Origin of the sequence: Bradyrhizobium diazoefficiens (genome assembly GCF_016616885.1) — a bacterium.
Classification (GTDB): domain Bacteria; phylum Pseudomonadota; class Alphaproteobacteria; order Rhizobiales; family Xanthobacteraceae; genus Bradyrhizobium; species Bradyrhizobium diazoefficiens_F.
Window position 1 is genome coordinate 4,740,639 of record NZ_CP067102.1, and the last position, 14,013, is coordinate 4,754,651.

Sequence of the window (14,013 nt, forward strand, 5' to 3'; positions counted from 1 at the left end):
ACCGCTCATCATTGGCCACCGCTTTGCAGCGTGCCCGTCTTGCAGCTTGCCTTGCCGCTCTCCTCGCAACCCAGCGCGCGCGAAACTGTTTTGCGGCACGAAAGGTCCGCGGTGCCACCACCTGAAAGGCCAAAGAGGCTATTCCGGCGACCACCCCTTTCACCACGTCGAAAGCGAAATCGGGTCCAAAATACTCCCACACGACCCTGCCTCCTTCTCGCGAAGGCTCCGCCGGGCGGAATGGGCAGATTGCGAACATGAAAAAGCCCCGTCCGTCACCGGCGGGGCCTCGGGAAACTCTCTGTGCGCCTTGTTCAGCGCACGCGAAATCTCTCGGTACACCCGCTCATGGTGGACTCGATGAACCAGCTGCAAAGCATGGCCGTGAGATGAAAAACGCCCATAGCGATCACCCAGAAATTTCGAAATGCGAAGGCGCCAGATGCGCAATGCCAAACGTGCGCATGAGAGGCCTGATGGCGGCAGATAAACAGACGGGACGGCGGCCGTCTGTAGCGTAATTCACAATTGCTGTATGACATTTTTTGGGCGCAGTGCGGTTGGCCCTGCCGCTGCGCCCGCCAACACCCGCATAGCCCGTAGGATGGGTGGAGCGGAGCGATACCCATCATCAGTCGTTCGGCAAAGCGATGGGTTTCGCAAGGGCTCAACCCATCCTACGAGCCGCGCAAGACAAAACCGGATCACGGCTGTTCCTGCAGGATCGGTGCACCGAGTTCGTCGAAACGGAAGAGCTGAAAGACCCGCTGGCCGTTGAAGTCGAGGATTCTCAAATCATCGGTCTCGTGCAGATTGCTTTCGACCGCATGAAAATGCCCGCCATAGCGCTCCCTGGCGAGCGACAACGGAACCTCAAACGCGACGAACTTGCCGATCCCTTTCTGACTGAGCACCTCAAGAACCTTCTGATCCTGTAGGGACTCATGCGAGGTGAGAATGAGCAGCGGACCGCTCGCCGTAAGCAGCAAAAGCGACTTCATCGGGGCCTCCTTCGCAATTGCGGTGCCAGTGCACTAAATTGATCCGCTATCGCCGCCCTGCTGGATTTCCGGCATCGGCTCACGTTTGGTGGGCGGCATAATTTAGTGCACCGTCACCGTATACCGCAGCTCGACGAGCGCGCGCGGTCTTGTCTCGCCGAAGCTCGGCGAGTGAATGCGGACAAGTCCTCGAGCACCTGAATTTGAGTATCGGACTTCAGTACCCGGACTTTGTGCTCGAGCCAGTGGCTGGCCTCGTGCTTGCGCCGGTGGTTTGACCTGGAGCGTAGTTGGACGCGCCGGCGTGGGTCTTCTTCGAGGATTTCGCGTGGTGCATCGCGTGATGCATCTTATGTCCGGGAGCGTAGCTGGAAGCGCCCGGCTCGCCTTTCTTGGAACCCGTTTGCTGCATCTCCTGGCCAGGCGCCTTGCTCGATACGCCCTGAGCCAGCACGGCCGGTGCCATGGCCATGGCAACAGCAGCAGAGAGCGCGATGATCGTCGTTTTCATGATGTCCTCCTCCGACAAGCCCCCCAATGCAACGAAATGATCCCGATGCCCGTTCCTTCGAACGAATGTTCATGAGTGTAGGATTCCCAGCCGGGAGCGCAGGGAGGAAGACGGTTGGCCTGTGGAATGACGCGTTTGGAGGGAGAGGAACCAATCAACCTCCATTGCTTTGGGATGTGCTGCCCTCCATTGCCGATGGTAGTGGCAGGTTGAGAGGCGAAAATGTTCCTGATGGGACTTGGCGCGCTGCTCATCTTCGGCGGACTGCTCTACATGGTGCGCGCCACGATTTGGCGGGGCCCCCTTAGCGGTCGGGATTCGTCTCGACCCGTTCGCGGCACGCTTGAACCGCCTCGTCGAGGCCTGGGATTTCTTGGGATCGCATCGAACTGGCCTGGAATTGTCCTGATCGCCGCCGGTGCGGTGCTGATGGCGTCAGGCGCGAGCCTCTAGGTCCGGCTTGTCGATACAAAGCAAGCGCAGCCCGGATGAGCGACGCGACGTCCGGGGAATGCTTCGGCGACAACAGCGCGACCCTACTCTCGCGCCCGGCGAACCGCCTCCTCCAGTTTGATCCTCTGCTTGTCCCAGCGCGCTTCCTCCACTCCGGCGCGTTCATCCAGCGCAGCGCGCTCCGCTTCGATCTCGTCCACCCGCGCCTGGTGGTCCCGCCTCGCCCTGTCCAGCGCCGCCCGGGCGGCCGCGACCGCCTTCTCGCGGCGCGCGCGCTCCCTGGCGCGGGCGGCCTCTTCCTTGCGGCGTGCGCTTTCGCGTCGCTGCTCCTCCTTCGCAAATGAGGCGGCGGCCCTGCGCGCGTCCTGATCGTCGATCTTGCGGGAGGACTTTTTTGCGGTCTTGGCCGCACGCTTCTTCGGCTTGGACCTTGCCTTGGACCTTGACCGTGGCTTGTCCTCGTCCTCGGCGAGATCGGTCGGCAGTTCGGCGTGCTCGGTGAACGGGCCGTCCGATCCGACCGGGCGCCTGAGCACGACACCGGGGGCTGCCATGGTCGCGGCGACGATATCGGCGTCGTCGGTCTCCTTCGCGATACCCTGATGGAACAGGTTGGACTTGGCGCCCCAGGCGTCCAACGCCGCCTTCATCGAGGGTGCGGCGACCGCCTGGTCGTAGAAGCCGAGCGAGGTCTGGTAGGTCTTCAGTTTTCTTGACAGTTTCCCTGACAGTTTTCTTGACGGTTTCCCTGACGGTTTTCTTGGCATGTCGCCTCACGGCTTGGTATTGCGGTCTACAGGGGCCGTGGATACAGGCGCAGCCTCGAAGCGCTGCACATCATCCCGTCGGGTCATGGGTTCCGCAACGGCTCAACCCATCCTACCCGCTCCCACAAGCTCCATGCCAAGGAAAAGCAACCGCCTGCTCCCTCGCCTTCGCAGCCTTCGGCGCGGCGCCCGGCGGGCCCGAAAAACGTTCGCCCGCGCGCCGCGGATGGTCCGGATCGCAGGCGGCGTGGCGATGCTGCTTGCGGTCGCAACGCTCACGAACATCGTCTATCAAATGATCCGCAAGCCGACCGAGCTGTTCGTCTTCGTCGGCAATTCCCTCGACAAGGAGCCGGCCGAGATCTGGCGGCAATACGGGCCGCTGTTCCGCACCTATTCCACCGCGACGATCACGCCCGAATTGCTGGCAGCACTTGCGCAGGTCGAGAGTTCGGGCAATCCGGTGGCGCGCACCTACTGGCGCTGGCGATGGAGTTTTAACCCGCTCGCGATCTACAAGCCCGCCTCCTCGTCCGTCGGCCTCTACCAGATGACCGATCCGGCCTTCAGCGAGGCCGCGCGGTTCTGTGTTCGCGGTAACGCGGTGACTGATACCGGCTGCGGCTTCACTGGCCTTTACACCCGCGCGATCCCGAGCCACGCCATCGAGCTGGCTTCGGTGTATCTGGATCGCCAGGTGGCACTGGTTCTCAGCCTCGCGGGCGATGTGAGGGCAAGCGCGCGCGAGAGACAGGATCTCGCCGCCTTCATCCATCTCTGCGGCGCGGGTCCCGCCACAGCCTTTGCGCGCCGCAAGTTTCAGATGATGCCAGGCGAGCGCTGCGGCGATCACCTCGTCGCAAGCTATGTCGCCAGGGTCAACGCGATGAAGCGGCAGTTTCAGCGTCTTGCGGCGGATGACGGAGGTTAGTGCCGTAGGATGGGTCGAGCTCTTGCGAAACCCATCATTCCACGGCGCCGATTGATGGGTTTCACTGCGCTCTACCCATCCTACGAGCTACGAGCTCAACTCTCTGGCTCACGCTCGGGAATCATATCCCGGATCTCCACAAGCGCCTCCAAGGCCATTTCGCAGGCCCTGTCGATGAATTCCTCGCCCCGCGGCGTCGCGTTGATCAGGCTTCTCATCTCCGCTTGATACTGGCCTTTCGCGAGGTTCAACCGGTTCAGCGCGGACGACACGACGTGATGGGTGATGGCCGGAGATTGCGCGATCTCGCCCAGCGCTGAACGATCGTACAAATGGATCGCGGCAAGATCGAAGGCGTCGCGCGCCGCGTAGGTTGATGCGCGATAGACCAGTTTCTTGGTCGCGATTTCCGCGGACCGCTCCGCCGCAATGGAGCGCTCGCCAAATCTCAGCTCATATGTCGGATTGCCGGTGTATGTCGGGGCGTTCAGGAAATCGATCTCGCCGACGTCGCGCAGGATGAGTTTCAGGTACTTGCCTGGCCATTGCCAACTATCACACAGCGACTTCGTCACCACGTTCATGTTCGGCGCGAGGTTCTTCAAGACGGTGCTTGAATCCAGGAAAATATCGACATCGTAGCTGATCCGATGATCCAGGATCTGCGCCAGGGCAGTGCCGCCGCCGAACGTCCACGGTCCGGAACCCCCCTCCAGACTATCGAGTGCGACCAGCGCCTTCTGCAGGAGATCTTCCCACCTCGAAGGAAGCCATCTCCCTGACCCATCTTTCATTCTCGGACTCCGTGACCTGCCAGGCATCGATTGCCTTCAATAACTCGTCGAACGTCACGATATGATCAACGACGAGACTGTGGATGACTGATACATCGACCTCGTCGAACAGCGCCTGCACGTATACGCGCCATTTTTGTTCGGAAATGTCTCCCTTCAGACATGCCAGCAGAGTGCCTTCGTCGATGCTAGCAGGCATCGGCGTATTGATCGTCGTCACGGCTGCCGTCAGGTTGTCGAACGCACTTTGCGACATTTCCACACTATGGTGCCATTCGGAGAAAGCCTCAACCGGCGCCCCCGCTTCATCGTTAACCCGGGTCACGCGGTAGTCTTGGAGACCGCAGCCCGGATTGCGCGAAGCGAAATCCGGGCTACAGGTCCATCAGACCATCGCTTCCGGTTCTGGCACGGAACGTTTTCCGCCGTCCGATGCACCCGGCGTCCGCCTTCGGGCCGAGAAAATGTCGTGCACGAGCCCGAGCTTGCCAAGCCCCAGGATGATCAGGCCGTTGATGTCGATCTCGTACCAGGCGTGCGAGAGATAAGCGTCGCGCGGAAACCGGTGATGGTTGTTGTGCAGCCCTTCGCCGAAGGTGAGGATCGTGGTCACCAGCTCGTTGGTGGTGCCGTCGTCGAGCTCGAAGCGGCGGTAGCCCCAGCGACCGTCGCTGTGGCAGACCGAGTTGACCAGCGAGGTCGCCATGGTCATGAGGTAGCTGCGGAACAGGCCGGAGAACAACACGCAGCCGATCATCGTGTGCACGCCGCCGAACGCGTAGCCGAGGGCCGCCGGAATGATCAGCGCCGACAGCGCGTACCAGTACCAGCGCGTCCTGGTGAAGAACATGGCGATCGGGTCGGCCAGAATATCCCTGGCGTAGTATTCGGAATCGGTGGTGGCCTGGTCCCACACCCAGCCGCCCTGCGCATGCCCCATACCCTTGGCGAAGCCTTCGATGCTATTGCCGAAGCCGTCATAGTAAGGGCTGTGGACGTCGCCGGGCTTGTCGGAGTGAAGATGGTGCCGGCGATGGTTGCTCACCCACTTCAGGATCGAGCCCTGCACCGCCATCGTGGCGATCGCAGCGAGGATCGTCCGCATCACCGGACCGCAGCGGTAGCTCCGGTGGACGAAGTAGCGATGCATGAAGCCGATCCCCATCGTGGTCAGCATGAACATGCCGGCGAAGACCGAGATCTCCACCCACCCGATGCCTTGCGTGAAAGCCCAGACCAGCGCCCCGATCGAGCCTGCGATCATCATGGCGAACGAGATGTAGGAATCCCGAAATTTGGCGTCGACCACCGGGCCGTCGACCAGCACCCCCGGCGGCATTTTGGGCGGCGTTGTCCGGTCCGAACCTTGCGCCGGAACCACATCCTCAATTGCAGTCATTGCGGCCATTCCATTGATGGAAAACCAACCCTTCTGCAACGCAGGGTACAGACGACGGTTATTTTGGGCAACCCGTGGAAGCGCGGTGCGGCGATCACCTCGTCGAAAGCTATCCCGGGGGTTAACGCGATGAAGCGGCGGTTTCAGCGGTAAGCTCGCGCGGCCCTGTAGGATGGGTAGAGCGCGGCGAAACCCATCATTCCACGACTGACATTGATGGGTTTCGCTTCGCTCTACCCATCCTACGATTAGTCGGTCGCTACCACCAATACGGCCAGCGCCACCCCTCATAGCGAACATAGGACGGCACCAGCGGCGGGCCGTAGGGATCGACGCGGTCGTCCTCGGGGCGATAACGATAGCGCGGAACAACATTGTAATCCCACGGCGTCGGCCTGAGCACCGGGACCTCCACCCGCAGCCGTGATTCAGGAACGGCTTGCACCCTTCGCACCCGGGCTTCGGCACCGGACATCCCGAGGTTGCACAGCACCAGTGCGGCTCCGAGCGCGCACGCGACAGTCATGATCTTCATGCGTTGGTCTCCTTGCCTTCAGAGTGCAAAAGGACGCAAAGCAAGGCAAGCGATTTCGCTGTCGGCCTGGATGAACGACGCCCGCGCCCCCCCAGCGATACCTCGCCATAATTTCTCCCTTGCGCGCGTTGTCTCATGCTGCGGCGAGGACTATCGTTGCGGTGATCTCGGACTGCCGCCCTCATTCCGTTGACGCAAGAGTGAATGGAGAGCGCATCGGTGCCTCAGACGAACGACCCCAATCCTGGCGACCCCAATCCTGGCGACCCCAAGCCTGGCGACCCCAAGCCTGGCGACCCCAAGCCTGACGCCGCAAAGCCTGACGCCGCAAAGCCGGACGGGCAGCGCGCCGATGGCGATCTGACGCGGGCGTATGAACGGATCAAGAGCGCCGAACAGGACCTTGCGCGGCTGGACCGGCTGGTTTCCGGAATGGAACATAGCAGCGACCGCCCGCCAAAGACCGCAGCGGCACCGGCCGCCGACCCCGCGAAAGCCACGTCATCGCCGCAAGGCAGGATTCCAGATCAAAGCCCGAAAGCGAACAGGCCGATGCTGCGAGCCGTCGTTATCCTGCTGCTGGCGACAGGCCTCCTCGGTGCTGCCGTCGCTTCGCAATATCGCGATGAGGCCAAGGCGATCATGGCGCGATGGGCAGCTCCGGTCTCGGCCCCGTCCTCGACCCCATCCTCGAGCCCGTCCCTGGAAGCGTCCGAGGTTCGCAGTCCGGCACCTCCATCAACAGTCCTCCTGGCCGCGGCCGACGAGCAGCCGACCGTGCCGGCACCGCCGGTCCACAAGGACGCGGACAATCATCCGACGACCGGCGCCACGCCGCCCGATCCAAAATCCGCCGAGCCGACGCAATCGCTCAAGACCATCACGGACCAGCTTGCAAGCATCAACGAAAAGCTCGAGCAACTGAAGAGCCGTCACGAGCAAACGCTGCGCGAGCAAGCCGACGCCATTCAGCAACTCAAGACCGCGCAGGAGAAGGACGCGGGCGACAGCGCGCGCCTCGCAGCGCAAGTCCAGGCACTGCAGACGCAGCTCACCGCGCTATCCGCATCCGCGAAACCGACGGTGCGGAGCGCGGTGAAGGAGAACGATCAGGCCGCGCGCCAGCACGTGCAAGCAGCCGCACCTCGCAGGCCCAGGCCGCCGCGAGGCCCCTGGATGCCCCGGCCCTACATGGATGACCCCTACGGCTACTCGGACTGGTGAGCCCCCCCTTGCTTTCCTGGTCCGCGCCCCTACGGTGCGCCGCGCACACACCGGAGACGAGAACCAGCATGGACGACGCCACGAAATGCCCGAACTGCAATTCAGAGCATGCCTATCAGGATCGCGACCTCTGGATCTGCCCGGAATGCGCCCATGAATGGAGCTCTGCGGGCGACGCCGTCGCGGCAGCGTCGCAGGAGGCCGGCGTGCGCGACGCGCATGGCAATTCTCTCGCCGATGGCGACAGCGTCATCGTGATGAAGGACCTGAAGGTCAAGGGATCGTCATCGGTCGTCAAGGGCGGCACCAAGGTCCGCAACATCCGGCTTCAGGACGCCACCGACGGACACAACATCGCCTGCAAGATCGACGGCATCGGCGCGATGAATCTGAAATCGGAATTCGTGAAGAAGGCGTGACACGTGGGGCGGATGAGCCGAAGGTCATCCGCCACCCGTGCCTTGCAAATCGCCTTGCAAATCGGCGGATGACGCTACGCTGATCCGCCCTAACTGCTGCCCGTTAAGCCGCCCGTTGCGGTGCGTTGATATCCTTCAGGCTCGCATCGCTCTGATGGACGGCGAGAATATTGATGCCAAGCGCGAAGGGCTTGTAGCCGTTGTCCGCGAGCCATCGCTCGAGTTGCGGGATATCGGTCTTGATCTTTTCGATCAGCAGCACCGGGTGATACCTGTTGATGGTCTCCCGGGCACCGCTCAGCGCCTCCATCTCCATGCCCTCGATGTCGATCTTGATGAAATCGACCCGCGGCAGATTGAGCTCGTCCAGCGTCATCTTCCGGACGATAACGGTGTTGTCGGTATAGTTGATCTGCTGGCCGATGAATTCGTTGTTCGGACGCTGCTGCAATTCCAGGCTGCCGAAGCTGGACGGCGTAAAGTAGTCCGGATTTGGAATTTGCAATGTGCCTGACTCGGAGGACACGGCCGCATTCACCGCCAGCGCGTTGAAGCAATTGTTGATGGCGATGTTGCCGGCCAGCGCATAGTAGATCCGTTCCTGCGCCTCGATCGCGATCACCGAGCCCCAGCCCGTCATCGCAGAGGCCCATTCGATCGTGTGCACGCCGATATTCGCGCCGCAGTCGATCGCGATCACGCCGTCACCATGGTGCTTGCGTCGCAAGGCCAGCAGTTCGAGCGCGATCTTGACCTCGCCGGGATCGAACGCGGCCGCGTTGAGGATCTGAAACCCCACGCCGTAGCCGCGATCAGGGGCGACCATCCGATAATCGAAGCGATTGACGATCATCGTCCCATGGCTGGACGAGGCCATGACAAAGGCCAGCTTTTGCCCCGCGATCGGCATTGCAGAATCTCCTCTAAGCCCAGAGTGAGTTCCTCTATCCCAACGCTCGCTTATGCGAGGCTTGTCCGGATTCTGTAGGATGGGTAGAGCCCTTGCGAAACCCATCATTCCATGACGACTACCGCGATGGGTTTCTCTGACGGATCAAATATTATTCGGGATCACCGAAATCCGAAAATCCCTAACGATTCCTACTGTGCATGGGGTTGTTTTCGCGATTCTGCTTATGCGAGCAGCGCGTCATACCCCTCCGCGCTGAACGCCAGCAGACAAAACCCGTGCCCGAACGGATCGGCCAACATCGCAATCCGTCCATAGGGCGCATCGCGCGCGGCTGCCTCCAGGATCGCGCCGGCGCTGACCGCCCGCGCGACGGCGGCATCGACATCGTCGACGACGACGTCGAGATGCAACGGCGTCCAGTGCCGGTCGTAGCGGCGGCGGTCGACACCTGCCCCCAGCGTGCCGGCCTGCTTGGTCAGGAGATACACCGGTGCCGGCCAGCCCAGGAGCTCGACGAAGTCGCTGCCGAAGCGGCGGCCGACCGTGAGCCCGAACGCGGCGGTGTAGAAGGTCGTAGCGGTTTCGACATCGGGCACGTCGATGTTGAGCAGGACGGTCATGGCTTCATCGGCTCCCTGGTTGGGGCGGGGCGGCTCTCAACTATCACTTCGGCGGGCTTTGGTGCTATGCTGCGGCGGAACGGCCGTCCGTCTCTCGTCACAAGGATGTGCGAGGCTCAAGGCTCGGCTGACGGAGGAGCGCATGATGAAGCACCTTCCACGATTTTGGCTGGCCTTCACGGCCTCTGTGCTGTTGTTGGGCGCGATCAGCGCCGCCAACGCCGACGGCCTCTGCGGCCCCGGTTGCCACCCGACCGTGACAGGCGCCTGCGTGGTCGATGGCTGGGGCACCGGTGCGCGGGTCTGGAACGAATGCCCGGCCACGACGCGCCCGCCCTGCGGCGGATCGGACTACGTCTGGAGCCAGCGCAAGCATGCCTGCTTCCCGAGGGTGAAGGACTGGATTTAGCTCTGCCTCTGCGCGAGGTAGAACCCACACAGCACCGTGACGAGACCGGCGGCCTGCAGCGCCGTCGGCGGCTCGCCGAGCAGCAGCCAGCCGGTGAGCAGCGTCAGCGCCGGCACACAGGCCGGAAACACCGCCGCACGGGCGACGCCGAGGCGTTGCACCGAGACTGCGAACAAATAGAGCGCGGCAGGACCTGCAAGCACTCCCTGCGCCAGCGCCTGGATCGCGTTCTCGGTGACGCCGATCGCGGCGACATGGGCGAGACCGACGGTCGCGATGTAGATCGGCAGCAGCAGCAGCAGCGACAGCACGTTGATGACGAGCGCGGCCGACACCGCCGAAACACGCCAATGGCGCAGCAGCGCGCCGAAGCCCGCGAACATCAGCCCGGTCAGCACGAAAATCAAATCCCCCTGCACGCCGTCGATGCCGATATGGCCGATCGATTCCGCGCCAATCACGCCGAGCCCGCCGACGATGACCATCGCGCCGGCCAGTCTCGAGGCGGAGATCCGCTCTTTCAGGAACAGCGCGGCAAGCAACAGGCCGCCGAGCGTCGCGCAGGACGGCTGGATCACGCTGCCATGGCCGAGCGGCACGAACAGGAACCCGGTGTAGGAGATTAGCGACATCACGGGGCCGCCGAGCACCATCAGCGCAAGGCCTCTCGCCCAGCCGATGCCGCAGAGATCGGAGACGCCGGCGCGCAGCACCAGCGGCAGGAAGGCGATACCCGACCAGACGTAGCGATGCACCAGCAGATCGACCGGCGTGAAGCCGACCTTCAGGCCGTGCCGCGTGCCGGCGAACCCGAGCGCCCAGAACAGCGCAGCCGACAGCCCGCAGACGACGCCGACAAGCGCTTGCGTCGCATCGTTCGTTTGAGTGAGAGCGTCAGCGCCGCTCGTCCGCTGATCCATGGGCCAAGCCTTATGTCAGTGCGCAGATCGGCTCAACCCGCGCGACTGCAGGGCTGGCACGCGACGGGCCTTGTAGGCCTCAGCGCAACCGAAAGCTCGCCACAATCGGACTCGGTCATCCCGGCGGCACTTCTGCGCACATGCGCATACGCTATGATGCGGACATGTTGAGCTTCGAGACCTGCAACGCCGCGCGGCTGCGCCGCGATCCCCGCTATGACGGCCGCTTCTTCACGGCAGTGAAGACAACGGGGATCTATTGCCGCCCGGTCTGCCCGGCCAAGCACCCGCTGACGCGCAACGTTGCGTATTACCCGACGGCGGCCGCGGCAGAGGCTGCCGGCTTCCGGCCCTGCCTGCGTTGCCGTCCCGAGACCGCGCCGTTCTGTGCGGCCTGGAACGGCACGCGCTCGACAGTCGCGCGCGCCACGAAGCTCATCAAGGAAGGTGCGCTCGACGAGGACTCGGTGGTGACGCTCGCGACGCGGCTCGGAATCTCATCGCGTCATCTGGCACGGCTGTTCGAGCGCCACGTCGGTGCGACGCCACAGCAGCTCGCCAAGACGCTCCGGGTGCAGCGCGCCAAGCGCCTGCTCGACGCCGGCGAGCACACCATGACGGACATTGCGTTCCAGTCCGGCTTCGGCAGCCTGCGCCGCTTCAACGCCGCCTTCGCCGAGCTCTATGGCCGTTCGCCATCGAGCCTGCGCGCAGTGCGCAGGCTGAGATTGCTCAGAAGAAGCCGGGGCTGAGATCGAGCCCATAAGTCAGGCTCAGCACGAACACGAACAGCGCGGCGGCTGCGAACATTGCGAGATGCCGAATGGTGAATTCGCGCGGCGAAGTGGCAACGACAACGGCTTTTTGCCCAACAGGCATAATGGACTCCATTATGAAAACGATTCTTGGCCGCCAATATGCGGCGCCGACATCAAGCGCCGCGATCTGCAAAACAACTATTAAGGAGATCACACTCGTTTTGAACGGCGGTACACACGTCGCGCGTGACGAGGAATTTTTCCGCCGAAGGATTCTCAGTCAGCGCGTCAACACGCGACATGAGATGGAACGCGCGAAATGCGAATCATCACTTCATCTCGACTGCAAAAAATGACCGGGACAAGCCCGGCCATGACGTCGTGAAATTTTCGACACCGAGCTCTCGGCTCGGTGCGATATCAGCCTAGCGGGCGGAGCCCGTGGTCACGTTCGCGGTGTTCTGCTTGCGCGGCGTCAGCACGGCTGCCTGTAGCGCCGTCATGCTGGTCGCGGGCGCCGTCACCCGCTGCTCGACATGGGCGGCGCCGAGCACGCGAACCTGCACGGGCGAGGCCGGAATGCCGTTGGCCTCATAGGCCGGCAGCTCGGCGGCGAAGGTGGCAGTCGTGCCCGCAAGAGTGAGGACGGCGGCTGCGATCGACAAAGTCTTTTTGTTCATGGTGATGCTCCAAAGAGAAGTTCAGAGCCCATGTAAGCCTGATTTGCTGCATTGCGATATGCATTGCTGCAATGCAATATCGCGTCCCGTGCATGGCGATATGTTTAACGCGCCCAACGCCCTAGACGAATCCCCCTCGGGCACTGCTGCTTCAGCCGCCCGTCACTTATCCCGGCGCTCTAACCACGCGGGAACCAGAGTTGCATTCGGGCAACACTCGCGTGAAAAGCCCTTTTCAAGGGATTTGCGCCATTGCACCGCCACATCGTCCTCCGAACAATTGACCCACCGCGAGCTTGGCTGTGCAATCTGGTTCGTTACGAACCTTGGAGGCAGGGATCATGAATGATCGGCGGTCTCTTCTTGTGGCGGTCTCGTGCCCCACGGCCGTGATGGCCGGCTGGCTGGCGCTCTCCCTCTCCGCCTATGCCCCTGCTTTGATCGAGAACAGCAGCGCCAATGCAGCTGCGGTCTCCCGCGCCAAAGATCTCACCCGTCTCGAGCTTGCCGACATTCCGCGTGCGGCGACGATCGATGATGGCATCGCCCTGACCGCCGACATCGCCGCCGCTGCCGCTGCGACACCGAGCGTGGCCTTGGTCGAAGCGCCACCGCCCGAGGCACCCGCCCCCGCTGCCCAGCTCGCCTCGGCCGATCCGACCGAGATGGTGCCAGTGGCCTCGCCCGCGCCTCAGGTCGCGCCTGAGCCTGCGCCCGTCGCAAGTGAGGCCAAAGCTGAGACTAAGGCTGAGCCTGAGACTGAGGCTGAGCCCACACCCGAGCCTACCGTCAAGCTCGCGTCCGCCGATCCCGGCGACGTCGTGCCGCAGGACGCGCTGTCGCCCGCGGCGATCGCGAGCGGGCCCGTGACGGAGAGCAAGGCTGCGCCGCCCGCTGACACCGTGGCGGTGCTCGACGAATGCTTCGCCATGGATGCCTGCATCGACCGCTATCTCTGGACACTCTATCAGCGCACGCCGAAGGAAGACTCGATCAAGGTCGAGGACCGCCGCGCCGTCACCATCAAGCGCAAGGGCAAGATGGTCACGGTGATGCGCAGCTTCACCAAGCTGGTCGACGAGGATTTTGCCTGGAAGGATCCGAAGGCGGCCGACCACGCCAAGATGGCGCTGATGGATTACGTCATCGGCGGCATGGACAAGAGCTTCAAGCAGAAGCTGTTTCGAATGATGCTCGCGGCCGAGGCCGCCGGTCTTTCGCCGGGAATTACCAGCGCGTTCCGTGACGACTATCGCCAGGAGATTGCGAGCGGCCTGAAGGCGGCCTCCAACCGCTCCTACCACGGCGGCAGTCTTCGCGGCGGCTACGGCCACGGGCTCGCGGCCGACATCGTCAGCACCAAGGGAGACAATCGCGCGCAGCGCTGGGCGTCGACGGAAGTGCTTTGGAAATGGGTCGACACCAATGGCAAGGCGCTCGGCATCGGCCGGCCCTATCTCGATCACGATCCCCCGCATGTCGGTCCGATCGACGGTCCGGAATACATCTCGAAGCGTGGCATTGCGACTGACAGCAAGCAGGCTGCGAACGTGAAATCGAGGAAGGCGCGGCGCGCTGTGGCCAGCGCAAGGCCTCCGAAGGCGCAGGCCGCGCGCAATCAGAAGGGCCCCGCGAAGCCGCAGAAGGCTGCGCAATCCGCCACGAAGCGCACGACCTGA

General features: G+C 63.1%; 20 protein-coding genes. 8 read left to right on the forward strand and 12 right to left on the reverse strand.

The annotated features are described in order from the left end of the window. Positions 1 to 704 precede the first annotated feature (704 nt). Both JJC00_RS22150 and JJC00_RS22155 read right to left on the reverse strand, forming a co-directional pair. On the reverse strand, positions 705 to 1,001 hold the full coding sequence (locus JJC00_RS22150) for a cytosolic protein (protein WP_200468067.1): 297 nt from the start codon (positions 999 to 1,001) through the stop codon (positions 705 to 707). Positions 1,002 to 1,218: 217 nt separating this feature from the next. Further along, the gene (locus JJC00_RS22155) at positions 1,219 to 1,512 is read right to left on the reverse strand and encodes a hypothetical protein (protein ID WP_200468068.1); all 294 of its coding nucleotides are present in this window, start codon (positions 1,510 to 1,512) and stop codon (positions 1,219 to 1,221) included. 222 nt (positions 1,513 to 1,734) lie between these two features. On the opposite strand from JJC00_RS22155, the gene JJC00_RS37705 reads away from it, so the two are divergent. After that, entirely contained in the window at positions 1,735 to 1,965 is a 231-nt protein-coding gene (locus JJC00_RS37705; RefSeq protein ID WP_210347351.1) for a hypothetical protein, read from the forward strand. Positions 1,966 to 2,048: 83 nt separating this feature from the next. Here the strand turns inward: JJC00_RS37705 and JJC00_RS22160 are convergent, their stop codons facing one another. Further along, positions 2,049 to 2,732, reverse strand: coding sequence for a cell envelope biogenesis protein TolA (locus JJC00_RS22160; protein WP_200468069.1), 684 nt, complete (start codon positions 2,730 to 2,732; stop codon positions 2,049 to 2,051). A 133-nt stretch (positions 2,733 to 2,865) separates the two neighbouring features. Between JJC00_RS22160 and JJC00_RS22165 the strand changes: the two genes are divergently transcribed. Next, complete coding sequence (locus tag JJC00_RS22165; protein WP_200468070.1) at positions 2,866 to 3,663, forward strand: transglycosylase SLT domain-containing protein; 798 nt, start codon at positions 2,866 to 2,868, stop codon at positions 3,661 to 3,663. Between the two features lie 95 nt (positions 3,664 to 3,758). Here the strand turns inward: JJC00_RS22165 and JJC00_RS22170 are convergent, their stop codons facing one another. From JJC00_RS22170 to JJC00_RS22185, 4 genes are all read right to left on the reverse strand, one after another. Continuing rightward, on the reverse strand, positions 3,759 to 4,457 hold the full coding sequence (locus JJC00_RS22170) for a nucleotidyl transferase AbiEii/AbiGii toxin family protein (RefSeq protein ID WP_200468071.1): 699 nt from the start codon (positions 4,455 to 4,457) through the stop codon (positions 3,759 to 3,761). Beyond that, the gene (locus JJC00_RS22175) at positions 4,381 to 4,782 is read right to left on the reverse strand and encodes a hypothetical protein (RefSeq protein WP_200468072.1); all 402 of its coding nucleotides are present in this window, start codon (positions 4,780 to 4,782) and stop codon (positions 4,381 to 4,383) included. The genes JJC00_RS22170 and JJC00_RS22175 overlap by 77 nt, the downstream gene beginning before the upstream one ends. 60 nt (positions 4,783 to 4,842) lie before the next feature. Next, positions 4,843 to 5,856 (reverse strand): acyl-CoA desaturase, encoded by a 1,014-nt coding sequence (locus JJC00_RS22180; RefSeq protein ID WP_200468073.1) that lies wholly within the window; start codon positions 5,854 to 5,856, stop codon positions 4,843 to 4,845. A gap of 259 nt (positions 5,857 to 6,115) precedes the next feature. Then, positions 6,116 to 6,391 carry a hypothetical protein gene (locus tag JJC00_RS22185; protein ID WP_200468074.1) on the reverse strand — a complete coding sequence of 92 codons (276 nt, stop codon included), beginning with the start codon at positions 6,389 to 6,391 and terminating at the stop codon, positions 6,116 to 6,118. 219 nt (positions 6,392 to 6,610) lie between these two features. Here JJC00_RS22185 and JJC00_RS22190 point away from each other — a divergent pair, with 219 nt between their 5' ends. Both JJC00_RS22190 and JJC00_RS22195 read left to right on the forward strand, forming a co-directional pair. Further along, positions 6,611 to 7,615 (forward strand): hypothetical protein, encoded by a 1,005-nt coding sequence (locus tag JJC00_RS22190; RefSeq protein WP_349643512.1) that lies wholly within the window; start codon positions 6,611 to 6,613, stop codon positions 7,613 to 7,615. A gap of 68 nt (positions 7,616 to 7,683) precedes the next feature. Further along, positions 7,684 to 8,034, forward strand: a complete 351-nt coding sequence (locus JJC00_RS22195) for a zinc ribbon domain-containing protein YjdM (protein ID WP_200468076.1) — start codon at positions 7,684 to 7,686, stop codon at positions 8,032 to 8,034. 103 nt (positions 8,035 to 8,137) lie between these two features. On the opposite strand, the gene JJC00_RS22200 is transcribed toward JJC00_RS22195, so the two are convergent. Next, on the reverse strand, positions 8,138 to 8,944 hold the full coding sequence (locus tag JJC00_RS22200; protein WP_200468077.1) for an FkbM family methyltransferase: 807 nt from the start codon (positions 8,942 to 8,944) through the stop codon (positions 8,138 to 8,140). Positions 8,945 to 9,168: 224 nt separating this feature from the next. Continuing rightward, on the reverse strand, positions 9,169 to 9,567 hold the full coding sequence (locus tag JJC00_RS22205; RefSeq protein WP_200468078.1) for a VOC family protein: 399 nt from the start codon (positions 9,565 to 9,567) through the stop codon (positions 9,169 to 9,171). 142 nt (positions 9,568 to 9,709) lie between these two features. Between JJC00_RS22205 and JJC00_RS22210 the strand changes: the two genes are divergently transcribed. Continuing rightward, complete coding sequence (locus JJC00_RS22210) at positions 9,710 to 9,976, forward strand: hypothetical protein (RefSeq protein ID WP_246773878.1); 267 nt, start codon at positions 9,710 to 9,712, stop codon at positions 9,974 to 9,976. Here JJC00_RS22210 and JJC00_RS22215 read toward each other — a convergent pair. Then, positions 9,973 to 10,896 carry a DMT family transporter gene (locus JJC00_RS22215; RefSeq protein ID WP_200468079.1) on the reverse strand — a complete coding sequence of 308 codons (924 nt, stop codon included), beginning with the start codon at positions 10,894 to 10,896 and terminating at the stop codon, positions 9,973 to 9,975. The two genes, JJC00_RS22210 and JJC00_RS22215, sit on opposite strands and share 4 nt — an antisense overlap. Before the next feature lie 164 nt (positions 10,897 to 11,060). Between JJC00_RS22215 and JJC00_RS22220 the strand changes: the two genes are divergently transcribed. After that, entirely contained in the window at positions 11,061 to 11,648 is a 588-nt protein-coding gene (locus JJC00_RS22220; protein WP_200468080.1) for a bifunctional transcriptional activator/DNA repair enzyme AdaA, read from the forward strand. On the opposite strand, the gene JJC00_RS22225 is transcribed toward JJC00_RS22220, so the two are convergent. After that, positions 11,629 to 11,775, reverse strand: a complete 147-nt coding sequence (locus tag JJC00_RS22225; RefSeq protein ID WP_200468081.1) for a hypothetical protein — start codon at positions 11,773 to 11,775, stop codon at positions 11,629 to 11,631. The two genes, JJC00_RS22220 and JJC00_RS22225, sit on opposite strands and share 20 nt — an antisense overlap. A 13-nt stretch (positions 11,776 to 11,788) precedes the next feature. Here JJC00_RS22225 and JJC00_RS22230 point away from each other — a divergent pair, with 13 nt between their 5' ends. After that, complete coding sequence (locus JJC00_RS22230) at positions 11,789 to 12,010, forward strand: hypothetical protein (protein WP_200468082.1); 222 nt, start codon at positions 11,789 to 11,791, stop codon at positions 12,008 to 12,010. A gap of 69 nt (positions 12,011 to 12,079) precedes the next feature. On the opposite strand, the gene JJC00_RS22235 is transcribed toward JJC00_RS22230, so the two are convergent. Continuing rightward, complete coding sequence (locus tag JJC00_RS22235; protein WP_200468083.1) at positions 12,080 to 12,334, reverse strand: hypothetical protein; 255 nt, start codon at positions 12,332 to 12,334, stop codon at positions 12,080 to 12,082. Between the two features lie 341 nt (positions 12,335 to 12,675). On the opposite strand from JJC00_RS22235, the gene JJC00_RS22240 reads away from it, so the two are divergent. Further along, positions 12,676 to 14,013 (forward strand): hypothetical protein, encoded by a 1,338-nt coding sequence (locus JJC00_RS22240; protein ID WP_200468084.1) that lies wholly within the window; start codon positions 12,676 to 12,678, stop codon positions 14,011 to 14,013.